Origin of the sequence: Streptomyces sp. NPDC048297, assembly GCF_043201585.1 — a bacterium.
In the GTDB taxonomy this organism is placed as follows: domain Bacteria; phylum Actinomycetota; class Actinomycetes; order Streptomycetales; family Streptomycetaceae; genus Streptomyces.
Window position 1 is genome coordinate 21,608 of sequence record NZ_JBICZA010000011.1, and the last position, 22,444, is coordinate 44,051.

The following is a 22,444-nucleotide window of genomic DNA, read 5'->3' on the forward strand; positions in this document are numbered from 1 at the left end:
CTACTCCTGGGGGTCAAGGGGTCGCAGGTTCAAATCCTGTCGTCCCGACCAGCTTTGTTGGTGGTCGGAGGTCGTCTTTCCAGACATGGGGAGACGACCTTTGTCGTATGCGCGGGTGCCTCGTCGCCAGGCGCGTCCCCGACCTCATCGACTTCCCGGGTGTCCTCGACCTCCCGGGTGTCCTCGGCTTTCCGGGCGTCCTCGGCCTTACCCGTCTCCGCGCCACCCCTGACCGCCTCGGCCTTCCCCGGCTCCACGCCACCCCCGGCCGCATCGGCCTGCGCGGCTCTGCTGACCGTCGCCGCCGGGAGCATCGCGCTGTGGCCGCCGGTGGCGAGCCTGGCGGCCATTCCGGCGAGGTCGCCGCAGGCCCGTGCGATCTCCCGCTGGGCCTGGTTCCGTTCGCAGACGACCGCGGAGAGCATCAGCGCGGTGAGCGCGGCGGCGCCGTTGAACGCCTGCAGGGTGATCATGTTGGTCAGCAGGTTGTGACCGGCGAACGGGCCCGATCTCCGGCCGGCGGCGATGACCGCGTAGGTCGACATGGTCAGCGCGCACAGCGCGGCCCCGGCCGGCTGGAAGCGGAAGGCCGCCCAGATCAGCAGCGGGAAGCCGAGGAACAGCAGCGGCGTCTGACCCATCTCGACGACACCGACGCCGGCCACGGCCGCCATGAGCAGCAGACCCTCCGCCCACCGGTACGGGGACAGGTCCCTCGGTCTTCCCGCCGAGCGGAGGATCAGCAGGACCGGCGTGACCACCAGCACGCCCATCGCGTCCCCGGTCCACCAGACCGACCACGTCGGCCAGAAGTCGCCACGGCTGAGCACACCGGCCAGGACGAGGGCCGCGGTGCCCGTCGTGGCGCTGACCAGGGTCCCGGTGAACGCACCGAGGAAGATGAGGGCGAGCGCGTCCCGCAGGCGGTCCAGCGTGTTGTGGAATCCGGCTCGGCGGAGCATCGCGTGCGAGAAGAGCGCCGAGACGGTGTTGCCGGCCGTGATCATGAGCACGGCCGACATCGACGGGCCCAGCAGGACGTTGACGAGGAACGCGCCGATGGCGATCGCGGGCCAGACCCGGCGCCCGCACAGCAGCAGGCTCGCCAGTGCGATGCCGGTCGGCGGCCACAGCGGCGTGACCTGGCCGCGCACGAGCTGTTGCATCAGCCCCAGTCTGGCCGCGCCGAAGTACAGCACGACGATGGCGCTGATCTCCAGGGCGGCCACGGCGCTGCGCCGCAGTCGTACGTGGTGCGCATGGCACGCGACAGCCATCGGGCGACCTCCGGTGTCGGCATCGACATCACCCCACAGACCATCATCCGCCCCATCCGCGGGATCCTCCACGCCACGGACGAGCGGCACGGGCGAGCGGTACGGGGAGCGCCACGGGTGAGTGGTACGGGCGAGTGGCGCGGCGGGGCGGCGCGTGGGACCCGGGGTCAGGCGTCCGGGGTGCGCAGGGCGACGATGGCCATGTCGTCGTGGCCGTCGCTCGGGTGGTGGTCGGCCAGCGCCTGGACGAAGTGCGGCAGGGGGAGTCCGGCGTGCGCCGCGGCGAGGTCGGCGAGCGTGTCGAGGCTCTCGTCGATGGAGTGGACGGGATCTTCGATCAGCCCGTCGGTGAAGAAGACGAGGGTGGCGCCCGGGGGCAGGGAGCGGGAGTGGTCGGGGCGGGGCTGAGTGGTGTCGACGCCGAGCGGCAGGCCGGGCTCGCCGAGCAGATAGGAGGCCCGGCGCTCGGCGGTGATGAGCAGGGCGGGGACGTGGCCCGCGGTGCTCCAGCGCAGGCGCCAGCCCTGCCCCTCCGGTTCGATGCGGGCCAGGGCGGTGGTCGTGACGGGACTGTTCGTGATCGCTTCCAGGGTCCGGTCGAGCCGGGTGAGGACCTCGCCGGGCGCTGTGTTCCGGTCGAACAGCAGGGCGCGCAGCATGTTGCGGGTGGAGGCCATGGCGGCGGCGGCCCGCAGATCGTGGCCGACCACGTCGCCGATGACGACCGCCACGACGTCGCCGGCGAGGGGGATGACGTCGTACCAGTCCCCGCCGAGCTGACTGGGCTCGGCGGCGGGCCGGTAGATCGCGGCGGCGGTGAAGGGCTCCAGGTCGGGCAGCGTGGGCAGCAGGAGCCGCTGGAACTGCTCGGCCCCGACGCGGACCCGCTCGAACAGCCGGGCGTTCTCGATGGCGATGGCGGCGGCGCCGGCCAGCGCGACGACGACGTCCTCGTCGTGCTTGTCGAAGGGCTGTCCGTCGCGTCGCTCGGAGAGGTAGATGTCGCCGTAGATCTCACCGCGCACGGTGATGGCGACGCCCAGCAGGGTCCGCATCCGCGGATGGCCGAGCGGGAACCCGGCGGAGGACGGATGGGAGGCGATGTCGTCGACCCGCAGGGGCTCCGGGTAGCGGATCAGATGACCCAGGACGCCCAGGCCACGCGGCAGGCCGGTGTTCGCCAGGGCGGCGCGCTCCCGCTCGGACAGACCGGCCGGGATGAACTCCTGCAGTCTCTCCCCGGACTCGTCGAGCACGCCCAGTGCCCCGTAGCGGGCGCCGACGAGATCCATCGCGGTGGTCACGATGCGCCACAGCACCTCGGACAGTTCCATCTCGCGGTTGATGGCCACGACGGCGTCGAGCAGGCCCTGCAGCCGGTCCGTCGTGGACAGCAGGGTGCGCAGTTGTTCGTCGATCCGGCTCAGCTCGGAGCGCAGGCGCGCGTGGAGGTCGGGGAGGCCCGGTTGCCGCCACTGTCTGTCCTGCCGGTCTCCGGTCATTCCGGCCTCCTGACATGGACCCGGGGCACCAGCGTGCGGCACTTTCGATTGTGGCATCGCCGCCCGGTCCGCACACGTGTGGTGCGGGGTCCGTACGTCAGGGGGTGCCGGGCCGATACCGAGCGATCATCAGATCACGAACGTATCACGGGTCTAGCCCAGTGATGGCGAGGTCCACCAGAGACGGTACCGCGTGCACTCCCGTGGGCCGGCGGACGAACCCGGCCGACGCGCAGAAGACCGTCGGCTTCTGCGCGCCGCCGCGCCCGGTCGAGTGCGGCGCCCCGCCCCCCGCCACCGCATGTTCGTCAGCCGGCGGTCCCGGCGGGCTGTGCGGGCTGTGCGGGCTCGGTGTCGCGTCGTGATGCCGCCAGGTAGCCGACGAAGCCGAGGATCGCCACCGTCCAGGACAGGGTGACCGGGCCGAGCCCCCAGGCGAGGCCGCCGCGGGTGTGCGGAAGGGCCATCCAGTCGGCGATCGAGGCGCCGAGGGGGCGGGTGATGACGTACGCCGTCCAGAAGGCGGCCACCGGGCCGAGGGTGCCCGCGCGGTGGGCGAGGGCCGGTACGGCGATCGCCACGGCGAACAGGACGGCCGAGCCGAGGTAGCCCAGGCCGATGGTGGCGGTGAGGTCGCCGGCGGCGGTGCCGAGGGCGAAGGTGACCAGCACGGCCGCCCAGTAGAAGGCCTCGCGGCGGCGGGTGCGGATGCTGTGGATCGACAGGGTCCGCTCGCTCGCGTACCAGAGGGCGAACACGGCGACCAGGGCCAGCAGGAAGGCCGGCGTGGACAGGGTGTAGGGGACGCCGAGGCCGACGTGGAGCACGTCGGCGGCCATCGTGCCGAACACGCTGACCATCACGATCGCCGTCCAGTAGACCGCGGCCACGTACCGGCGGACGGCGAACTGGAGGACGAGGGCGGCCACGAAGGCGAGGGCGCCGATGCCGACGGCCGGGATCGGGCCCAGCAGGTGGGCCAGGAAGTCGGACGCCGTCTCGCCCATTCCGGTGGTCAGGACCTTGATGATCCAGAAGTAGACGGTGACCTCCGGCACCTTGTTCGCGCCGGCGCGCACGCGCGCGCGGGTACGGCCAGGGGGCCGGCGGTCGAGGACGTGCTCTGTGCTCATGATCCGCACCCTGGCACGGCCAACTGTCCTTCCCCCAGCCCCCTTTGCCATTGTTTTGGGACTTGTGGTGCAGGTGTTGCCACAGGCCCGCACGAGCCTGAACGCGACCTGAACGCCGGAGGGAAGGCCCTGGTCGGCCCGTGGGAAGGGCTGATAGACAGGCCGGTCCGGCAGGCGCCCGTCAGGTCACGGCACCCACGTGCGCCAGCGCCTGCTTCAGCAGTACCCCGTGCCCGCCCGGCATCTCGCTCAGCACGACCTCCGAGGCGGCCTCCTGCGGGCTGAACCACACCAGGTCAAGGGCGTCCTGCCGGGGGCGGCAGTCGCCGGCCACCGGAACGACGTAGGCGAGGGACACCGCGTGCTGGCGCGGGTCGTGGTACGGCGTGATGCCCAGCGTGGGGAAGTACTCGGCGACCGTGAACGGCTGCAGGGAGGCGGGGACACGGGGCAGGGCCACCGGGCCGAGGTCCTTCTCCAGATGCCGCAGCAGGGCGTCACGGACCCGCTCGTGGTGCAGGACGCGGCCGGAGACGAGGGTCCGGCTGACCGTGCCGTCCGGGCCGATGCGCAGCAGCAGTCCGATGCTGGTGACTTCACCGCTGTCGTCCACGCGCACGGGCACGGCCTCGACGTACAGGATCGGCATCCGGGCCCTGGCCATTTCCAGCTCGTCCGAGGTCAGCCAGCCGGGCGTGGTATCGGTCATGTCAGACATTGCTTGATCATACTTTCCGGGTGGGTCGCCCGCTGGCATCGCGGGCCGGTTCGGATGAGGTCAGTCCGTGGGACGGCCCGTGGGGCGGTCCGTGGGGCGGTCCGTGGGACAGCTCGTGGGACGGCCCGCGGGGCAGTCCGTACAGTCGGCGGGCGTTGTCGCGGCCCGTCCAGGCCGCTGTGCGCAGGGCGTCGGGCAGGCTCAACTCGTCGGCGTCCACCCGGGCCTGGAGCAGTTCGGCAAGGCCCCGCCGGAAGCACAGCGCGCCCAGGTGGTGGAACTCGGCCACACCGTAGGCGTCGGAGCTGTACAGCAGTTTGCGGAACGGGGTGATCTCCAGGGCCTCCTCCAGTACCGCACGGGACCGGGCCGGACCCGAGTAGTGCAGGGCCAGTCCGACGTCGAGGTACACCTGCTCGAACACCGCGGCCAGGTAAGCCGCTTGGCGATGGTAGGGCCAGCAGTGCAGCAGCAGGACCGGGATCGTACCGGCCGTCAGGTGCAGCCAGTCGGTCAGCAGGGCCGGGTCGGCGTGGTGCAGTCGTACGTCGGCGTCGCCGACCCCGGTGTGCAGCTGCAGGGGCAGACCGAGATCGACGGCCGTCCACAGCAGGTGCCGCACGAGAACCGGGCTGTCCAGCCGGCCGGCGCCGTCGGCGAGCCAGCGCCGGGCCGCCCGCGTCACCTCGGCGTCCGCGGGCCGCCGCGGGTCCAGCGCGAAGCCGGTGCGGTAGGCCGCCACCGACTTCACCGCGATCACGCCGGGCCGTCGTACGGCCTCCTCGGCCGCCGCCCGGAACTCCGCCGCGTACGCGTCCGCCTCCACACCCCGCGCGGCGACCGCCTCCGCGACCTGCTCCAGCCGTACGACCTCGTGCGCGACGGCGCCGGCGGCCTCGGCCAACTCGGCGGGGGAGGTGAGGGGATGGGGGGCGTAGCCGGTGTCCACGCAGAACGTCTCGGCTCCCGCGGCGCTCAGGAAACGGCGGTTGACCTCGCGCCAGCCGAGAGCGGAGCGCCGGGCCAGGTAGTCGGCGGGCGGCGCGTGCCGGGGAAGGTCCAGCAGGGGCGCGCAGTGCCGGCGCACGGCCACGCCGACGGGGCTGTCGAAGGGGGAGATCCCGGGCCAGGCCGCGCCCTCGGTGATCAGCGACTCGAACTCCCCGGGAGCGAGGTCGGCGGTGACCGCGCCGTGGCAGTGGTGGTCCACCAGAGGCAGCGTCGCGAGGGCCTCGTGCAGCGGGCCGGGTGCGGTCATCGTCGGTGCGTCCAGGTCATCGTCGGTCGGTCCGCCTTATCGTGGCTCGGTCCGGTTCACCGTCGGTCGGTCCGGTTCACCGTGAGCCGGTTCCGTCCCGTTCATCGTGGCTCGGTCCGGTTCATCTTGAGTCGATCCCGTTCATCGTGAGTCGATCCCGTTCATCGTGAGTCGGTGCCGTTCATCATGGGTTGGTCCGGTTCATATCGGTACCTCCTGCTGTGAGTGCGTCCACTCAGTACTTCCACCGATAGGCCGCCGCCACCCCTGCGTCGTCCAGTCCGTCGGCAGCCGCCGCCTCGCCGAGCCGTACGGCGCTCACCGCGTCCGCCAGGACCGGGCCCAGCGCGTCCCGCAGCACCCGGTCGGACCGGAACTCCTCGACGGCCTCGGGCAGCGACACCGGCAGCCGCCGTACACCGAGGGCAGCCGCCTCCTCGGCGTCGAACCGGGCCGGATCACCGGTGATCTCCCGGGGCAGGGGGAGGGCGCCGTCGATCCCGTCGAGGCCGGCGGCGATGACGCAGCCGAGGGCGAGGTACGGGTTCGCGGCCAGGTCGACGGGTTTGACCTCCAGGTTGGCGTCCTGGTCCCGGCGGCCCGTCGTACCGGTGACGACCCGCAGCGCGGCCTCGCGGGTCTCCCGGCCCCAGGCGGTGAACACCCCCGCCCAGCGGGAGGGCCTGAGCCGCAGATAGCTGGCCGGGCTGGGCGCGGTCACCGCCGTGAGCGCGGGCAGCCGCGCGAGCACCCCGGCCGCGAACGACTCCGCCTCGGCCGTCATGCCGTACCGGCCCTCGCCGCCCGCGTGCAGGTTCTCCCCGCCGCGCCAGCAGGACAGATGGAGGTGGCCGCCGTTGCCGACGCCGTCCGCGACGTACGCCGGGGCGAAGGACACCCGCAGGCCGTGCCGGCGCGACACCGCCCGGATCGTCTGCCGCACCAGCACGCTCCGGTCGGCCGCCGCCACCGGGTCGAGGGCGCCCACCGAGATCTCGAACTGCCCGGCCGCGTACTCAGGATGGACCTGGTCCACGTCCACGCCCTGGGCCGCGAGCGCCCCCAGCAGGTCGGCGGTGCACTCGCTCAGCTCGACCTGCCGGACCGCGCCGTACGCCGGGCCGGACACCGCCGGCACGAACTCCCCGGCGGGCGCGGAGTCCAGCCCGACGGCCCACTCGATCTCCACGGCCGCCTTGAAGGAGAGGCCGTGCCGCTCGGCCGCGTCCGCGACGATCCGGCGCAGGAAGGTGCGCGAACAGCCCGGGTGCCGGGCGCCCTCCTGCGTGATCCGGTCCACGGGCGCCCACGCCCAGCCCGGCTGCCCGGCCAGCACGGTCAGCCCGTCGAGGTCGGGGAAGAGACGCAGATCGCCGTCGGGGGAGCCGAGGACGTCGGTGGTGACGATCGAGTCGTCGGCGAGGAACGTGTCGAAGACCGGCGACATCCCGACACCCCAGGCCACCGCGGACTCCAGCCGCGCCGTCGGGATCGTCTTCACCCGGCCGACACCCGCGGTGTCCACGTACGCGAGCACGATCCCGCGCACGCCCCGCTCCGCGAGGTCCGCGGTGAGCGCGGCGACCCGTTCGAGGTCACCGGGGCGCCCACCGGGCTCGGGATCGGCAAGGGTGGTCATACGTCCTCCTCGGCGCGCTCGGATCCCGCGTGTCGGGGTCAGCGTTTCACGGCCACCACGCCGAACTGCGGTACCGCCGCGGCCGAGTCGGACCCGGCGCGCCACTGCGAACAGGGCACCAGACCCGGCTCGACCAGCTCCAGACCCGCCAGGAACCCGGCGATCTCGGTACGCGAACGGGCGGTGATCGGCGGGGTCGCGTTGGCGTTCCAGAACTCCATCGCCGCGATGTTGCCCTCGCCGCCGACCTCCGCGTCGTAGGTCGGGTGGGTGAGCACCAGATGGCTGCCGGCCGGGACGGCCGCCATGAGCCGCCGCACGATGTCCCGGGCCTCGTCGGTGTCGGTGACGAAGTTGAGGATGCCCAGCATCATCACGGCGACCGGCTGCGACAGGTCCAGCGTCCCGGCGGCACGCTCGACGATGGCGTCCGGGTCGCGCACGTCGGCGTCGATGTAGTCGGTCGCGCCCTCGGGGGCGCTGGTCAGCAGGGAACGCGCGTGCGTCAGCACGATCGGGTCGTTGTCGACGTACACGATCCTCGACTCGGGGGCGATGCGCTGCGCTATCTCGTGGGTGTTGTCCACGGTCGGCAGCCCGGTGCCCACGTCCAGGTACTGCCGTATCCCGCGCTCGGCGGCCAGGAAGCGCACCGCGCGGGCCAGGAAGTCGCGGTCGGCGCGGGCCACGGCACGGATCACGGGGAACATCGAGGCGACGTGCTCGCCGACCCGCTGGTCGATCTCGTAGTTGTCCTTGCCGCCGACCCAGTAGTTCCAGACCCGCGCGTTGTGCGCCACGGAGGTGTCCAGCCGTGCCGGCCCGGCCGTCGGGGAGTCGTTCTCGCTCACGTCGCCGCCCTTCGTCCGTGAGGTTGTCTCGTTTGTGCGGTTGTCTCGTCCGTGCGGTTGTCCGCGGTCATTGTGCCGCCCCTTGATCGCCCTGTCCCGGAAAACGCGGAGCATCCCCCTCCGGGCACGCTCCGGTCGTCCGGCGAAGCGTCCGGCCCGCATGCGGAACCTGGCCCGCATGAGGGACCCGGCCCGCATGAGGAACACTGGACCGGGTACGCCGCCGCCGACCGGAAGCAGGACATGTCCGCCACGCCCGCCCCTCTCCTCGACCTCCCCGGCCTCCCCGCGGGCCCGGCCGACATCCGGCTCGTCGTCACCGACATGGACGGCACGCTGCTGGACGACGCCCAGCGCGTCCCCGCGGGCCTGTGGCCCATGCTCGGCGAACTGCGCCGCCGGGGCGTGCTGTTCACCCCGGCGAGCGGACGCCAGTACGCCACCTTGGCCCGGCAGTTCGCGGACGTCGCCGAGGGCATGGCGTTCATCGCGGAGAACGGCACCTACGTGGTCCGCGACGGCGAGGAGCTGAGCTCCGACACACTGCGGCCGTCCGTCGCCGCGGACATCGCGCGGACGGTACGACGGCTGGTCGCGGACGGGGTGGACGTCGGCGCCGTCGTCTGCGGCAAGCGGTCCGCGTATGTCGAGCGGGCCGACGAGGCGTTCCTCGCCGAGGTCCGCAAGTACTACGTCGAGCACCGCGTCGTCGAGGACGTCACGGCCGTCGACGACGACGTGATCAAGGTGGCGCTGTTCGACTTCGGTTCCGCCGAGCACAGCACCGCGCCCGCGCTCGACGCCTTCGCCGCCACCCATCAGGTCGTCGTCTCCGGCGAGCACTGGGTCGACGTCATGAACCGCACCGCCGACAAGGGCGCCGCCCTGCGCGGGCTCCAGCGCGAACTGGGCATCACGCCCGCGCAGACCATGGTGTTCGGCGACTACCTCAACGACCTGGAGATGCTGGACGCCGCCGACTGGTCCTTCGCCATGGCCAACGCCCACCCGGACGTCGTCCGCCGCGCCCGCTACCTCGCCCCGTCCAACAACGACAACGGGGTGCTGCGGACCGTCGCGCGGGTGCTGGGCATCCCGCTGCCGCTGCCGCTGTCCTAGGGACGGTGGGTGCTGGGCGTCCCGCTGCCGCTGTCCCAGGGACGACGGTGGGTGCCGGTCAGGGAGCGGCGGGGAGGACGCCGTCCAGGAAGCCGGTCAGCTCCGCGAAGACCTCCGCCCTGTTCGTCTCGTTGAACACCTCGTGCCGGGCCCCGGCGAAGATCCGCTCGGTCAGCCGGCCGCCGCTCAGCCGCTCCACCCCGACCCGGCTGCCCGCCGGCGGTACGAGCCGGTCGTCGTCCCCGTGCAGCCACAGCAGCGGCACCGGGCCGATGCCACCGCACTCGGCGACGGCCTCCAGGGTCCGGGCGAACGCCTCCAGCGTGGGCCGCTTCATGGGCCCGTGCCAGACCAGGGGGTCGGCGGCGTAGGCGGCGCCGACGGCGGGGTCGCGGGAGAGCGCGGCCGGACCGACCGGCGTGTCCGGGATCTCGTCGAGGGCGAGCAGCATCCCGGGCAGCTCCCAGGCGCCGATCACCGGACCGGACAGGACGAGCGCGGCCGGTTCGTCGCCGTACCGCTGTGTGTACCGGGCCGCGATCAGGCCGCCCATGGAGTGGCCCACCACGACGAGCGGCAGCCCGGGGTGCGCGGCGCGGGCCAGGTCCGCCACGGCGTGCACATCGGTGACGACGTCCTCGAAGTCCTCGATCAGTACCCGCTCCCCGGCCGATCCGCCGTGCCCCATGTGGTCGGGGGCGTACACGGCCGCTCCGTGCCCGGTGAGGACGTCCGCGAGTTCCTCGTAGCGGCCCGCGTGCTCGCCGTATCCGTGCACGACGAGGGCGAGGTACCGCGGCGCCGGGTGCGGCCACTCGCGGACGGCCAGGTCACCGCGGGTGCCGGGCAGGGTGTGCGGGCGGACGTGGGGCATCTCTCCTCCGGCTGGCTGGCTGGCTGGCTGGCTGGCTGGCTGGGTGGGTGGGTGAAGGTGCGGGGGAATCTTCCCAGGGGGCGGGCCCGGGGTCTATAGTCGAAAACTAGCAGTGCTAATTAAGCGGTGCTGCAACAGGCCGGAGATCCCAGCCGATCCACAGCGTCGCAGGTCAGGAGTCCACGCCGTGCGTCCCGTCCATTTCGCCGCCGCCCGCCGCACCCCCATCGGCAAGCTGCGCGGCTCCCTGTCCTGCGTACGGCCCGACGATCTCGCGGCGACCGTGATCCGCCGTCTGGTGGCTGACATGCCCGCCCTCGACCCGGCCCGCGTCGACGACGTCTACTGGGGCGCCGCCAACCAGGCCGGCGAGGACAACCGCAACGTCGCCCGCATGGCCGCACTGCTGGCCGGCCTCCCCGACTCCGTGCCCGGCGCCACCGTCAACCGGCTGTGCGCCTCCGGGCTCGAAGCGGTCACCACCGCCGCCCGCACCATCGCCTCGGGCGAGGCCGACATCGTGATCGCCGGCGGCTCCGAGTCCATGAGCCGCGCCCCCTTCGTCCTGCCCCGCCCCGACGAGGCCCTCCCGCACCGCATGGAGACCCACGACACCCGGCTCGGCTGGCGCCTGGTCAACCCCGCCATGAAGGACCTGCACGGCCTGCTGGCCATGGGCGAGACCGCCGAGGAGGTCGCCGAGCGGTACGGCGTCACCCGCGAGCGGCAGGACGCGTTCGCGCTGCGCAGCCACCAACTGGCCGCCGCCGCCCGCAAGAACGGCCGCTTCGACGACGAACTCCTGCCCGTCGAGCGCCCGGACGGCATCACCGTCGAGCAGGACGAGTCCGTCCGCGAGGACACCTCGCTGGACAAACTGGCCCGCCTCAAGCCCGTCTTCCGCACCGGCGGCACGGTCACCGCGGGCAACGCCTCACCGATGAACGACGGCGCGGCCGGACTCCTGCTGGTCAGCGAGGAGGCCCTCGAAGAACTGGGCCTTGAGTCCCTCGGCCGGTACGTCGCCGGCGCCTCCGCGGGCGTCCACCCCGACGTCATGGGCATCGGCCCGGTCCCGGCCACCCGCAAGGCGCTCGCCCGCGTCGGCTGGGACATCGGCGCCGTCCAGGAGGCCGAGTTCAACGAAGCGTTCGCCGCGCAGGCGCTCGCGTGCGTCGACCAACTGGGCATCGACCCCGACCTGGTGAACCCCTACGGCGGCGCGATCGCCCTCGGCCACCCCCTCGGCTGCTCCGGCGCCCGCATCCTCACCACCCTGCTGCACCGCATGCGCCGCACGGGCTCGCGGCGGGGCCTGGCGACCATGTGCGTGGGTGTGGGGCAGGGGAGCGCGGTGCTGGTCGAGAGGGACTAGCGACACATCGACGGGGGCTTCCCGCAAGGGGTGCCGGCGGCGAGGGCCCCGGTGACACTGAGCAGCGGGTTCGGCCCGGGGGACGCCGGTTATGCGGTGAGGATGCGTGCGCATAGCATCGGTCTTTGCATGAACACGATGACGCTCTGGCACATATCCGGCTGGGAGTTCGCCGCCCTGGCCCTCGCGGCTCTCGTCGTGGGCTTCTCCAAGACCGCCGTCAGCGGGGCCAACACGGTCAGCCTCGCCGTCTTCGCGGCGGTCCTGCCCGCCCGCGCCTCCACCGGCGTGCTCCTGCCCGTCCTCATCGCCGGTGACGTGCTCGCCGTCCTCACCTACCGGCGGCACGCCCACTGGCCCACGCTGTGGCGGCTGTTCCCCGCGGTGGCGGCCGGTGTGGTGACCGGCACGCTGTTCCTGATATGGGCCGACGACGGGATCGTACGGACCTCGATCGGCGCGATCCTGCTGCTGATGACCGGCGTCACGCTGTGGCGGCGGCGCCGGGCGGACACGGCGGCGGAGCCGGACGCGGTCACCGGCCGGGCGGGCCGGATCAAGGCGCGCTCGTACGGCGTGCTCGGCGGGTTCACCACCATGGTCGCGAACGCGGGCGGCCCGGTGATGTCGATGTATCTCCTGTCGGCGGGCTTCCGCAAGCTCGGCTTCCTCGGTACGTCCGCGTTCTTCTTCCTCATCGTGAACGTGTCGAAGGTCCCCTTCAGCGCCGGCCTCGGCCTGATCGACGGCCGCTCGCTGCTCCTCGACGTGGCGCTCGTGGTGTTCGTCGTGCCCGGTGCGTTCTTCGGCAGATGGGCTGTGAACAGGATCAACCAGCGACTCTTCGAACAACTGGTGATCGTGGCAACGGTCGTGGGCGCCGTGGAACTGCTCCTGACCTAGAACTGCTCCTGACCTAGCGGAGCGGATCCCCGGCGTCCGGCCTGGCCGAGCCCCAGCAGGCCGGGCAGGTCCGCGAACGAGTCCAGCACGTGGCCGGGACGCCCGCTCGCCCGTCGCCTACGCTCAGCCCCATGTCCCGGCACGTTCTGATCCTCGGCGGTACCACCGAGGCCCGCTGTCTCGCCACCGGCCTTGCCGCCCGGCCCGGCGTGCGGGTCACCACGTCCCTCGCGGGTCGGGTCACCCGGCCCGGGGTGCTGGACGGCGAGGTGCGTGTCGGGGGGTTCGGCGGGGCCGAGGGGCTCGCGGAGTGGCTGCGCACGCACCACGTGGACGCCCTGGTCGACGCCACGCACCCCTTCGCCGAGTCGATCACGGCGAACGCGGCCCGCGCGGCACGGGCCACCGGGGTTCCCGCCGTCGTCCTGCGCCGTCCGGGCTGGCGCCCCGTCCCCGGAGACCGCTGGCACGACGTCCCGTCCCTGACCGTGGCCGCCGACGTCCTGCCACGCCTCGGCCGCCGCGTCCTGCTCACCACCGGTCGCCTGGGCCTCGCGGCCTTCGCCCACTTGAGGGACCCGCACTTCGTCGTCCGTTCGGTGGAGCCCCCGGAGCCGCCGCTGCCGCCCGACACCCACGTGCTGCTCGCCCGGGGCCCGTTCGGCCTCGCCGACGAACGGGACGTCCTGCGCACCCACCGCATCGAGGTGCTGGTCACCAAGGACAGCGGCGGCGCGGCGACGGCACCGAAGCTGACCGCCGCCCGCGAACTCGGTCTCCCCGTGATCGTCGTACGACGCCCCGAACTGCCGCCCGGCGTCACGGCCGTGGCGGACGTGGCGGCCGTGCTCGGCCACCTGGGGTTCGGCGGCGGCTGACGCTCAGCTTTCGACCGGCTCGGCCTTCGACCGGCTCAGCCTTCGTCCGGGTGCCTGCGCAGCAGATACGTGTCCATGATCCAGCCCTTGCGGTCGCGGGCCTCCGCGCGCAGCCGTTCGATGCGGGGGCCGGCCTCGGCGAGCGGGCCGGAGACGAGGATCTCGTCCGGGGTGCCTATGTAGGCACCCCAGTAGATGTGCATGTCCTCGTCGGCGTACCGCCGGAAGGCCTGGTGCGCGTCCAGCATCACGACGACGTCGTCCACGCCCTCCGGGAAGCCCTCGGACAGCCGGCGCCCGGTGGTGATCTGGACCGGCCGGGCGACCCGGTTGAGCCCCGTGCGATGCCGGGCGACCAAGGAGGAGACGCTGCTGATGCCGGGCACCACGTCGTACGCGAACTCCACCGCGCCGCGCCCCAGCACCTCCTCCAGGATCCCCAGCGTGCTGTCGTACAGCGACGGATCCCCCCACACCAGGAACGCGCCGGTGCCGTCCTCGCCCAGTTCCTCGGCGATCAGACGCTCGTAGATCCCGGAGCGGGCGCTGCGCCAGTCCTCGACCGCCGGGGAGTACGACGCCCCGCCCGCCCCGCGGTCCCGCTCCGGATCCCGGGCCTGCACCACCCGGTACGACCCCTCGGGCAGATGTGCGTCCAGGATGTCCCGGCGGAGCTGGGTCAGGTCGCTCTTCACCTCGCCCTTGTCGAGCAGGAAGAACACGTCCGTGCTCCGCAGCGCCTTGACCGCCTGCAGGGTCAGCTGGTCGGGGTCGCCCGCGCCGATACCGATGACATGAATCTTTCGCACGTCCCCGAGTCTGCCGCATGCCACTGACAGAGCGTCCATCGCCTCCGCACAGGCCGCGACGACGCCCTTTCGGGGGCCGGCCGCAGCGTGCCGACGGCGCTCAGGAACCGAGCCGTGGCGCCTCGGCGCCCGCGTCGACCGGACCCGCCCCCCGCTCCACCCGGTCGGCCAGCTCCCGCGCCCAGACGACCAGCCCGCCGAGATCCACGCCGTAGGGCCGGTCGACGCCCTGGTCGATGCCTTGGTCGAAACCCTGCTCGGCGCCGTGCTCCGAGCCCTCGCCGGCGACGGGTCCGGCGACCCGCCCGGCCGCCCACTCCTCGACCGCACCCGCGCCGCGCCGCAGCAGCCGAGCCCCGCCCGTGGCGTTCCCGCGTGCCGCGTGGGTGAGGCCCACCGCCAGCTGGGCCAGCCCCCGCCACAGCGCGCGCTCGTCCTCGGGACCCGACTTCCAGGCGTCCTCGAACACCTCGTGCGCGTGGAACGGCTTCCCCGCGTCCAGCAGCGCCTGCGCCTGCGCGACCGTCTCCCGCGGGGTCCGTACGACCCCTTCAGGCTGCCGCTCGACCCCCTCGGCGCCGTACGGCAGCGGCCGGCCCAGCCCGTCCCGGGGCCGGGCGTTCCGCGCCCGCCCCGCCACATCCCGGTCCCGGCCGTCCGCCGGACTCCCTGCCACCGTGCCCGCGTCTTCCATACGACCGATTGTCCCCTCCGCGCGCGGGGCCCTCTTCGGCACAGCCCCGTACGTGGGGTAAAGTGCTGTTCGCGCGATCACGCGGGTCACCCCGCGTGAGCGCGACGGGACGTGGCGCAGCTTGGTAGCGCACTTGACTGGGGGTCAAGGGGTCGCAGGTTCAAATCCTGTCGTCCCGACTGGAGACAGTCGCAGGTCAGGGCCGGTTTCGGAGGCATCCGAAACCGGCCCTTGGTCATGCTCGGGCACCAGTTGGGGACCGGTGCCCTTGACCGGGTTCAGCGGGTCACGACGATCGGGCCCGGCAGCGAGCGGGGTGCGCGCAGCACGCTGAGGTGTTCGGCGTCGGCAATGGTTGCTCTTGCTCATCGAGCAAGTGCGGCTGTTCCCCGGGAAGTACGGAACACCGGACGGATCCGCGGAGGAGTCCAGAGACTGGCAGGCCCGCACCCTGTCGCTATCTCACACAGACCAGCAGGGTCTCCTCATCCGTCCCCCGGCGGCAGGCGGTGAGTACCGGCGGCGCGGCATCGCGACGGCTGCTGTCCGTAGCGATGGGTACGGTTCGCGGCACGGACCAGGTCAGTCCGTCGAATGCCACGTACCTGACCGCCCACGCCGGCAGCCGGCCCGGCGCGGAGCGATCCGTCGCCACACGGCCGGGCGGCGCGAGTGACGTCCTTGCCCGGCCGCTCCGCTGCGGCGAAGCGTCCCCATGGGACGGCGCAGGCACCGCATAGGCCGCATACAGCGTTCCGCCGGACACAGCCAGGCCGGGCCGACTGGAGCCCACCTGCCGTGTGACCAAGCGGGGTTCGCTCCAGCGCACTCCGTCGAACGTACAGTGCGTGAGCTCCGCGTCGCCGTTCCCCATGGCTCTGCTGCTCACGCAGTGCAGCACACCCCCACCGGAGGCGACCGCAAAGTTCTCCGCGGGGGACAGCGGCGGGGCAGGCGCCTCGCTCCAGGCCTTCCCGTCGAAGACGCGGTGCCGCAACCTCGACGCTGCGGGCGCGGGGTTCGAGCCACTTAGATAGAGGAGATGAAGACGGCCGTCGTGTACTGACAGCACGGGGTCGGACAGAGCATCGTCCACGAGGCGGGCTCCGGGCAGCCAGGCTCCGTCTTCGCCGAGCACCAGCGTCCACATGACCGAAGCGCCCTTGTGCGGTGTGCGGTAGACGCAATGCAGAAGCTTCGGATAGGACGCCATCACGGGCGCCCCGACCACGGCCGTACCGACAGCGATGTCCCGCGGCGCGGACCATGTGCCCGGCATCCCGGCGGCGCTTTCGTCGCAGTACGTCCACGACAGCCGTCCGGAGTCCGGCTGGATGCAGTGCAGTCTCCCGTCGTGGACGGCGAGCGTCGGCTCGTCGGCCGACGGGGAGCCGTGGAACCGGACCGCGGAGCTCCAGCCGGAGGAGGTCTGAAGCGATGTCCAGGCCAGGGAGGGTCCCGTCGTCAGGTCGCGCACGCAGGTCTCCTCAGGCGGTGCTGGTGGTGCTGGCGGTGCCGGAAGTCGCCTCGGGCGGTCCGCAGGTGTAGAGGGTGCCGTCCGACCAGACGTACTGCGTCCTGCCCCACTCCGCGGCCGACCGGACATCGGGAAAGAAGCCGTAACCGTTGAAGTTGGCGCTGGTGTTGCACAGCACAGGTATGCCGCTGAGCTCCGCGTAGGCGGAAAGTATCGCGGCGATGGGATGAGGGGAGGATTCGTCGACGGTCTGCAGGCGCGCGGTGCCGTCCAGGTGCATGACGGCGGGGACGCGCTCGGCCCAGCCGGGGCGGAGCTGATGCTCGAACAGCATGAACGGGTCACGGCCTCCGGGACTGAAGACCTCCGCGGACCGTGACTCGAGGCACATCGGCGCGACCGGCCGGTAGTCGGCACGGCCCTTCAATTCGTTGAGACGGCTCTTCATCGCCGGGTCGTGGGCCGGCGCGAGGATGCTGCGGCTGCCCAGGGCGCGGGGTCCCAGTTCGGCCCGCCCCGTGAGTACGACGACCGGCTCGCCTTCGTCGTGCAGGACTTCGGCCAGCTCCTTCTCGTCGCAGGGGCGGGCTGTCCACCCACTGGGCAGCGCCGAGGGGACGAGCGCGGGCCCCTGGTACACGTCCCAGTCGAGCGCGATGCTGTCCGTCTGCAGGAACATCTCGCAGCAGGCGGTGCCGATCGCCGCTCCGGAGTCGTTGGGGAACGGCGGAATCCAGATCTCACGGAAAAGGCCGCTGTCACGCAGGCCCGCATTCCACTTGATATTGAGAGCGCATCCGCCGCTGAAGCACAGGTTCGGCGGCCTGTCGGGATACCGTGCGCGCACGATACGGGCGAGCGACTCTATGAGCCTTCTTCCCAGGTAGGACTGGAACGATGCTATGAGGTCGGCGTTGCTCATCCCCGCGAATACGCTGTTCCGGTGCTCGGTGGCCACCTCCCGTCCGAGGTCGAACACGTTGGACATCGCTATGCGCCTGTCGGCGAGGAGAGCGTCGATGGCTTTGACGGCTTCTTCCTCCTCGGAGCCGAGAGCCGCATACGCCATGGCCTTTCCGGATATCTCGAGGTGGTGGCGGATGAACGCCTCCCTGGATTCGTTCTGCCCGTCCCACAGGAACGGTTCGAACTGGGAGCAGAAGGCGGGGAAGGCGTTGCCGACGACGGGCAGGAGTTCGGCGACGAACCGGACCTCGCGACGCCCGGGGTCCACGTGATAGGCACGTGGTGCCATCCCCCCGTCCCAGACGACGACGAGGGCGTCCTCCCGGCGTTGCGCGAAAGGGCTCGTGCAGTATGCGCCCATGATGTGGTTGCTCGCATGGTGGTAACTCGTGTACGGCCTCGACCGGGCGGCGGAGCCGAACGAGATGGGCGCGAATTCGTAGCGCTGCAGGACGTCACCGCCTGCGCTGTCGACGTACGGTGCGACGGGCAGATACGTTCCATGACTGCCGGCGACGTCCACGGAGGGCTCGACGGTGCCCGGCGCGCCTCCCCAGCCGTCGATGACGAAGCGATCGATGTCGGCGGGATCGAAGCCCTGGGAACGGACGAACTCCTCCACGCGTGCGAGTGACCCCAGAGGGCTGTAGCGGCGGCCGTTGGCCACCTTCTCCGCCTCTACGCAGCACAGGAGACGACCGTCACGGATGAGGGCGATGCCTCCGTCGTGCGATGCCTTGATTCCACAGATGATCATTCGCCGGACCTTCCTGTGCGCTGCGGTACGGACGTGCGCCCGTCCCGTGGGCCGGCAGCCCGGGTCGAGTCGTCCGAGCCGATACTTCGCACGCGCTCGGACGAAGGCCGAGCGCCGCCGGTCAAGCATGTCAGCAAACGCTGATCAATGCGACGCTTCACGTATCCCTTCGGTGGTCGTAGACTTCGGCGGAGCGCGTCCCCAACTGGGCTGCACTGTCAGGCATTTGCCTGTCTTACCCCTCAAATGGTATGGGAGTGAGGATCAATGGAAATGGTGATCCGCGAGCTCAGCAGTGAAGAGACGGAAGACCTCTCTGCACTGGGCAGCCTGTCCGACTGGTGACGGAAAGCCGGCGGATCTCGCTCACAGGCGGGCCGCCGGCTGTCACATCCGCCGCGGTCAGGAACATGAACGTAGTCCCATGTATGCCTTTGAGTCGCAGGTAAGTAAATGAGGGGTATGCATGAGGCGTCCACGCTTGAAGCCCGTCTTTCCGCCCATTCCCGCCGGGCAAGGGCGCATCAGGATCGGGAGCGGCGCAGGTCTCGCGCGTGAAATCCAAGACGATGCGCAGGGGCACATATGGCATCTCCTGCAACTCCTCGACGGTACCCGCACCACTGACCAACTGCTCACCCAGATGCGGGAGTTCGACCCGGTCCTGGAACGGCACGACATCGAGGCCGCTCTCGGTGTCATGGAGTCATCGGGATTCCTTGAGGATGCGGACGCGCCCGGACCGATTGACCGCTTCAGCGACTCCGAACGCGAGCGCTATCACAGGAACCTCGAGTTCTTCGGATACTTCGCCGACTCCTCGACGACGAGCGCGGACTTCCAACTGCGCCTCAAGCAAGCCCGCGTCACCGTCCTGGGGCTCGGCGGTCTCGGCACCAACGTGGCTTTGAGTCTGGCAGCCGTCGGCGTGGGCAGTATCGACCTTGTGGACCACGACGTCGTCGAACTGGCCAATCTGAACCGCCAGATCCTCTACACCGAAGGCGACATCGGCCGCCCCAAGGCAGCTGTCGCGGCCGAACGCCTGAAGCAGATGAATCCGAACGTCGACGTCGCGGGATTCCAGGAGAAAATGGAGTCCCCTGCGGACTGCCAACGGCACATGACGGACAGTCATCTGCTCATCTGCGCGGCGGACCGGCCCAGGATCCTGCTGCAGCGCTGGCTGAACCACGCCTCACTGGCGACCGGGACGCCCTGGCTGCGGGGGGCGAACGACGGCCTGATGGTCAACCTCCAACTGCACGTTCCCCACCAGACGGCCTGCCTGACGTGCATCGAGATCAGACAGCGGGACCGCCTGGAATTCCAGACGATGCAGGACTACATCATCAAGGAGATGGAGGAGAGAACGGTCAACCCCTGCACCTCTCCCGTCGCCGGGATGGTAGGTCACCTTGCGGCTCTCGAAACGGTCAAGCACCTCACCGGAATCGCTGACGCCGTGTCCCGCGGCAGCAGGCTGAGCGTCGACCTGCTCCGCATGACGACCACGATCACGCCGGTCGAACGCGACCCGGCGTGCCCCGACTGCTCGCCGGCCGCGTCCTAGGCGACGCGCCACCACCGCAGTGCACGCTCCGGTCCACCAGAAGACCGGGACCCAGGCCCCCATCCCTCGTGGAGCAGACAATGGCACCTGAAACGCTGCAGCCGCCCGACTATCCGCCCTCTCGCGACGCGAGGTGCCCCTTCGACCTTCCCACCCTCTACCGGGAACTTCGCGAGCGCGCCCCTCTGACCCGCGTCCGTGTGTGGGACGGCAGTACGCCCTGGCTCGTCACCCGCCATGCGGACGCACTGCAGGCTCTCAACGACCCGGCACTCGTCGTGGATTCCGACCTTCCCGGCTTCCCCGTGATGTCGGCGGCGTTCGCCACCCGCTTCAAACATGTGCGGCCCTTCTTCTTCCGGGACGAAGCCTCCTACCAGAGCCAACGTGCCATGATCATCAATGAGTTCGCCCCGCGAAGAATTGAGAGCCTGCGCCCCGCGGTGGAACGGATCGTCAACGAGACGGTCGATGCACTGCTGACCCTTCCGGGCAAGGCAGACCTCATGCCCGAGTTTGCGCTGCCCATCGCCACGCGCACGATGTGCACGCTGTTGGGCGTCAGCGATCACCAGCGTCTGGTGCTGCACGAGCTCAGCCGTGTCCTCGCCTCACGCACTGCCGGCCCCGAAGAGGTCGCCCAGGCGCTGAACGGCATAGACGCCTACTTCCTGGGGGTGATCGATGACCACCTGCACACACCCGCAGACGACCTCGTCGGCCGGGCGCTGGTACCCCACATCGACGCCGGCGACCTCAGCCGCGAGGACGCCGCAACGATGGTGCAAGTCCTGTTCACCTCCGGGCACGGCACCACCACACCGATGATCGCCACCAGTATCGCCGCCCTTTTCGCCCACCCCGAACAACTTGCCCGGCTTCGCGCGAGCCGCGAGCCCCGCCTCTTCGCGCGCGCCGTGGACGAGCTGTTCCGCTACGTCACTGTCGCCCACATCGGCCGCGCGCGGATTGCTGCCTCGGACACCACGATCGGCGACACACGGATCCGCGCCGGTGACGGCGTCCTCATCCAGCTCGATGCCGCCAATCGCGACCCTGAGCAGTTCCCCGAGCCCGACACCTTCGACATCCACCGCACACCCCGAAGGCACCTCGCCCTCGGCCACGGCATACACAAGTGTATGGGCCAGGCCCTCGCCAAGATGGAACTGCACGTGAGCCTTGAGACCCTCCTGCGGCGCCTTCCCCACCTACGGGTGGACGCCGGCCCGGACGCACTGCCGTTCGCCGACGACGAGAACGCCCTTCGACTGCAGAGCCTGCCTGTCACCTGGTGAGCAGATCGCCCACGGCCGCGGAGCGCGGTAACGGGGCCACACGGTGTGCCCGGTGGCCCACGTCAGATCAGGGGCCCTCTTCGGAGGGCCCCTGATGCGTTGGCCGCTACGCCCTGGCCGCTACTTCCCGGCTCCCCGCGGGAGCTGTCCGCCGTCGAAGTACGCCAGCAGCTCCGGGTCGAGCTTCGGGACGTCGTACGGCATGCCCGCCTCGCGCAGGGAGCGGGTGGCGAGGGCGCCCGCGGCCACGCTCATCCGGGCGGCGACCGGCGACGTGTCGGTGCGCCCGCCCTCGCGCACGAAGCGGCAGAACTCGTCGACGATGCGCTCGTCGGCACCGCCGTGCGAGCCCTTCGCCTCGGGGACGCGGTGGACGACGTCGGCGTCGGAGCGGTAGCCGGTCGGGCCGGTGTTCCAGACGCGCACCTCGTCGCCGGGGCGGTCCCCGAAGTTCTCCAGGCGGCCCTCGGTGCCGATGACCGTGTAGTTGCGGAAGTAGTCGGGGCTGAAGTGGCACTGCTGGTAGGCGGCGATCACGCCGTTGTCCAGGCGCATGTTCATCACCGACACGTCCTCGACGTCCACCACGTGGTGGAGGTCCTTGCGCGCGGTCGGCGGCCAGTCGAACTCGCGCAGCCAGCCGTCGGGCCGCGGGGTGTCCGGCTCCCTGCGCGGCAGGTCGCCGTAGACCATCAGGTCGCCGAGGGCGTTGACGCGCTGCGTGTAGCCGCCGGCGAGCCAGTGCACGACGTCGATGTCGTGCGCGGCCTTCTGCAGCAGCAGCCCGGTGGTGCGCCGCCGGTCGGCGTGCCAGTCCTTGAAGTAGTAGTCGCCTCCGTACGAGACGAAGTGCCGTACCCACACGGTCTTCGGCTCGCCGATGTCGCCGCGCGCGATGATGTCGCGCATCAGCCGGACGACACCCATGTGCCGCATGTTGTGGCCGACGTAGAGGCGGGTGCCGGTCCTGTGGGCGGTGCGCAGAATGGTGTCGCACTGCTCGACGGTGATGCCGAGCGGCTTCTCGACGTACACCGGCTTGCCCGCTTCGAGGACGTCGCAGGCGATGGCCTCGTGGGTGTCGTCGGGGCTCGCCACGATGACGGCGTCGAGCGTGGGATCGTCGAGGAGGCGCCGGTAGTCCTCGACGGCCACCGCTCCCTTGTACAACTCGGGTACCTCGGCGCGGATCTCGGGGTCGAGTTCGGCGACCGCCGCCACGACCGAGCCCTTGCCGGGCCGGTGCGCGGCGGTCGCCAGGTTCCGCCGCAGTCCGAGCCCGATGACTGCGATGCGCAAATCTTCCACGTGCGGGTGTCCTGTTCTGGGTGGGCTTGCGTAAG

19 protein-coding genes and 1 tRNA gene are annotated in these 22,444 nt (G+C 71.2%); 7 read left to right on the forward strand and 13 right to left on the reverse strand.

The genetic code is table 11. From position 1 onward, the window contains the following. Positions 1-29 precede the first annotated feature (29 nt). The 7 genes from ACGFYV_RS14255 to ACGFYV_RS14285 form a co-directional block, all read right to left on the reverse strand. Positions 30-1,277, reverse strand: coding sequence for an MASE1 domain-containing protein (locus ACGFYV_RS14255; protein WP_393878663.1), 1,248 nt, complete (start codon positions 1,275-1,277; stop codon positions 30-32). Positions 1,278-1,444: 167 nt separating this feature from the next. After that, positions 1,445-2,779 (reverse strand): PP2C family protein-serine/threonine phosphatase, encoded by a 1,335-nt coding sequence (locus ACGFYV_RS14260; RefSeq protein ID WP_393878664.1) that lies wholly within the window; start codon positions 2,777-2,779, stop codon positions 1,445-1,447. Between the two features lie 308 nt (positions 2,780-3,087). After that, complete coding sequence (locus tag ACGFYV_RS14265) at positions 3,088-3,912, reverse strand: hypothetical protein (RefSeq protein ID WP_393878665.1); 825 nt, start codon at positions 3,910-3,912, stop codon at positions 3,088-3,090. A 181-nt stretch (positions 3,913-4,093) separates the two neighbouring features. Next, positions 4,094-4,621 (reverse strand): NUDIX hydrolase family protein, encoded by a 528-nt coding sequence (locus ACGFYV_RS14270; RefSeq protein WP_393878826.1) that lies wholly within the window; start codon positions 4,619-4,621, stop codon positions 4,094-4,096. Positions 4,622-4,637: 16 nt separating this feature from the next. Then, a complete protein-coding gene (locus ACGFYV_RS14275; RefSeq protein ID WP_393878666.1) occupies positions 4,638-5,888 on the reverse strand; it encodes an amidohydrolase family protein in 1,251 nt (416 codons plus the stop codon). A gap of 235 nt (positions 5,889-6,123) precedes the next feature. After that, the gene (locus ACGFYV_RS14280; RefSeq protein ID WP_393878667.1) at positions 6,124-7,527 is read right to left on the reverse strand and encodes a glutamine synthetase family protein; all 1,404 of its coding nucleotides are present in this window, start codon (positions 7,525-7,527) and stop codon (positions 6,124-6,126) included. Between the two features lie 38 nt (positions 7,528-7,565). Next, complete coding sequence (locus ACGFYV_RS14285) at positions 7,566-8,378, reverse strand: SAM-dependent methyltransferase (RefSeq protein ID WP_393878668.1); 813 nt, start codon at positions 8,376-8,378, stop codon at positions 7,566-7,568. A 243-nt stretch (positions 8,379-8,621) separates the two neighbouring features. Between ACGFYV_RS14285 and ACGFYV_RS14290 the strand changes: the two genes are divergently transcribed. Then, positions 8,622-9,497 carry a Cof-type HAD-IIB family hydrolase gene (locus ACGFYV_RS14290; RefSeq protein ID WP_393878669.1) on the forward strand — a complete coding sequence of 292 codons (876 nt, stop codon included), beginning with the start codon at positions 8,622-8,624 and terminating at the stop codon, positions 9,495-9,497. A gap of 58 nt (positions 9,498-9,555) precedes the next feature. Here the strand turns inward: ACGFYV_RS14290 and ACGFYV_RS14295 are convergent, their stop codons facing one another. Next, a complete protein-coding gene (locus tag ACGFYV_RS14295) occupies positions 9,556-10,371 on the reverse strand; it encodes an alpha/beta hydrolase (protein WP_393878670.1) in 816 nt (271 codons plus the stop codon). A gap of 187 nt (positions 10,372-10,558) precedes the next feature. Between ACGFYV_RS14295 and ACGFYV_RS14300 the strand changes: the two genes are divergently transcribed. The 3 genes from ACGFYV_RS14300 (at position 10,559) to ACGFYV_RS14310 (ending at position 13,527) form a co-directional block, all read left to right on the forward strand. Continuing rightward, on the forward strand, positions 10,559-11,746 hold the full coding sequence (locus tag ACGFYV_RS14300; protein WP_393878671.1) for a thiolase family protein: 1,188 nt from the start codon (positions 10,559-10,561) through the stop codon (positions 11,744-11,746). 129 nt (positions 11,747-11,875) lie between these two features. Further along, entirely contained in the window at positions 11,876-12,649 is a 774-nt protein-coding gene (locus ACGFYV_RS14305; protein WP_393878672.1) for a sulfite exporter TauE/SafE family protein, read from the forward strand. A 131-nt stretch (positions 12,650-12,780) separates the two neighbouring features. Beyond that, positions 12,781-13,527, forward strand: coding sequence for a cobalt-precorrin-6A reductase (locus ACGFYV_RS14310; protein WP_393878673.1), 747 nt, complete (start codon positions 12,781-12,783; stop codon positions 13,525-13,527). Between the two features lie 35 nt (positions 13,528-13,562). Here the strand turns inward: ACGFYV_RS14310 and cobF are convergent, their stop codons facing one another. Both cobF and ACGFYV_RS14320 read right to left on the reverse strand, forming a co-directional pair. Further along, entirely contained in the window at positions 13,563-14,336 is a 774-nt protein-coding gene (gene cobF, locus ACGFYV_RS14315) for a precorrin-6A synthase (deacetylating) (RefSeq protein WP_393878674.1), read from the reverse strand. A 100-nt stretch (positions 14,337-14,436) separates the two neighbouring features. Then, positions 14,437-15,030, reverse strand: a complete 594-nt coding sequence (locus ACGFYV_RS14320; protein WP_393878675.1) for a DUF309 domain-containing protein — start codon at positions 15,028-15,030, stop codon at positions 14,437-14,439. Between the two features lie 105 nt (positions 15,031-15,135). On the opposite strand from ACGFYV_RS14320, the gene ACGFYV_RS14325 reads away from it, so the two are divergent. After that, positions 15,136-15,209, forward strand: a tRNA-Pro gene (locus tag ACGFYV_RS14325). A 278-nt stretch (positions 15,210-15,487) separates the two neighbouring features. On the opposite strand, the gene ACGFYV_RS14330 is transcribed toward ACGFYV_RS14325, so the two are convergent. Both ACGFYV_RS14330 and ACGFYV_RS14335 read right to left on the reverse strand, forming a co-directional pair. Next, entirely contained in the window at positions 15,488-16,507 is a 1,020-nt protein-coding gene (locus tag ACGFYV_RS14330; protein ID WP_393878676.1) for a hypothetical protein, read from the reverse strand. Between the two features lie 10 nt (positions 16,508-16,517). Continuing rightward, the gene (locus tag ACGFYV_RS14335; RefSeq protein WP_393878677.1) at positions 16,518-18,230 is read right to left on the reverse strand and encodes a carbamoyltransferase N-terminal domain-containing protein; all 1,713 of its coding nucleotides are present in this window, start codon (positions 18,228-18,230) and stop codon (positions 16,518-16,520) included. 481 nt (positions 18,231-18,711) lie between these two features. Between ACGFYV_RS14335 and ACGFYV_RS14340 the strand changes: the two genes are divergently transcribed. Together ACGFYV_RS14340 and ACGFYV_RS14345 are read left to right on the forward strand one after the other, a co-directional pair. After that, complete coding sequence (locus ACGFYV_RS14340; RefSeq protein ID WP_393878678.1) at positions 18,712-19,803, forward strand: TOMM precursor leader peptide-binding protein; 1,092 nt, start codon at positions 18,712-18,714, stop codon at positions 19,801-19,803. Positions 19,804-19,871: 68 nt separating this feature from the next. Further along, positions 19,872-21,101: a cytochrome P450 gene (locus ACGFYV_RS14345; protein ID WP_393878679.1), complete on the forward strand. Its 1,230-nt coding sequence runs from the start codon at positions 19,872-19,874 to the stop codon at positions 21,099-21,101. Positions 21,102-21,221: 120 nt separating this feature from the next. Here ACGFYV_RS14345 and ACGFYV_RS14350 read toward each other — a convergent pair whose 3' ends face one another. Further along, positions 21,222-22,409: a Gfo/Idh/MocA family protein gene (locus tag ACGFYV_RS14350; protein WP_393878680.1), complete on the reverse strand. Its 1,188-nt coding sequence runs from the start codon at positions 22,407-22,409 to the stop codon at positions 21,222-21,224. Between the last annotated feature and the right edge of the window lie 35 nt (positions 22,410-22,444).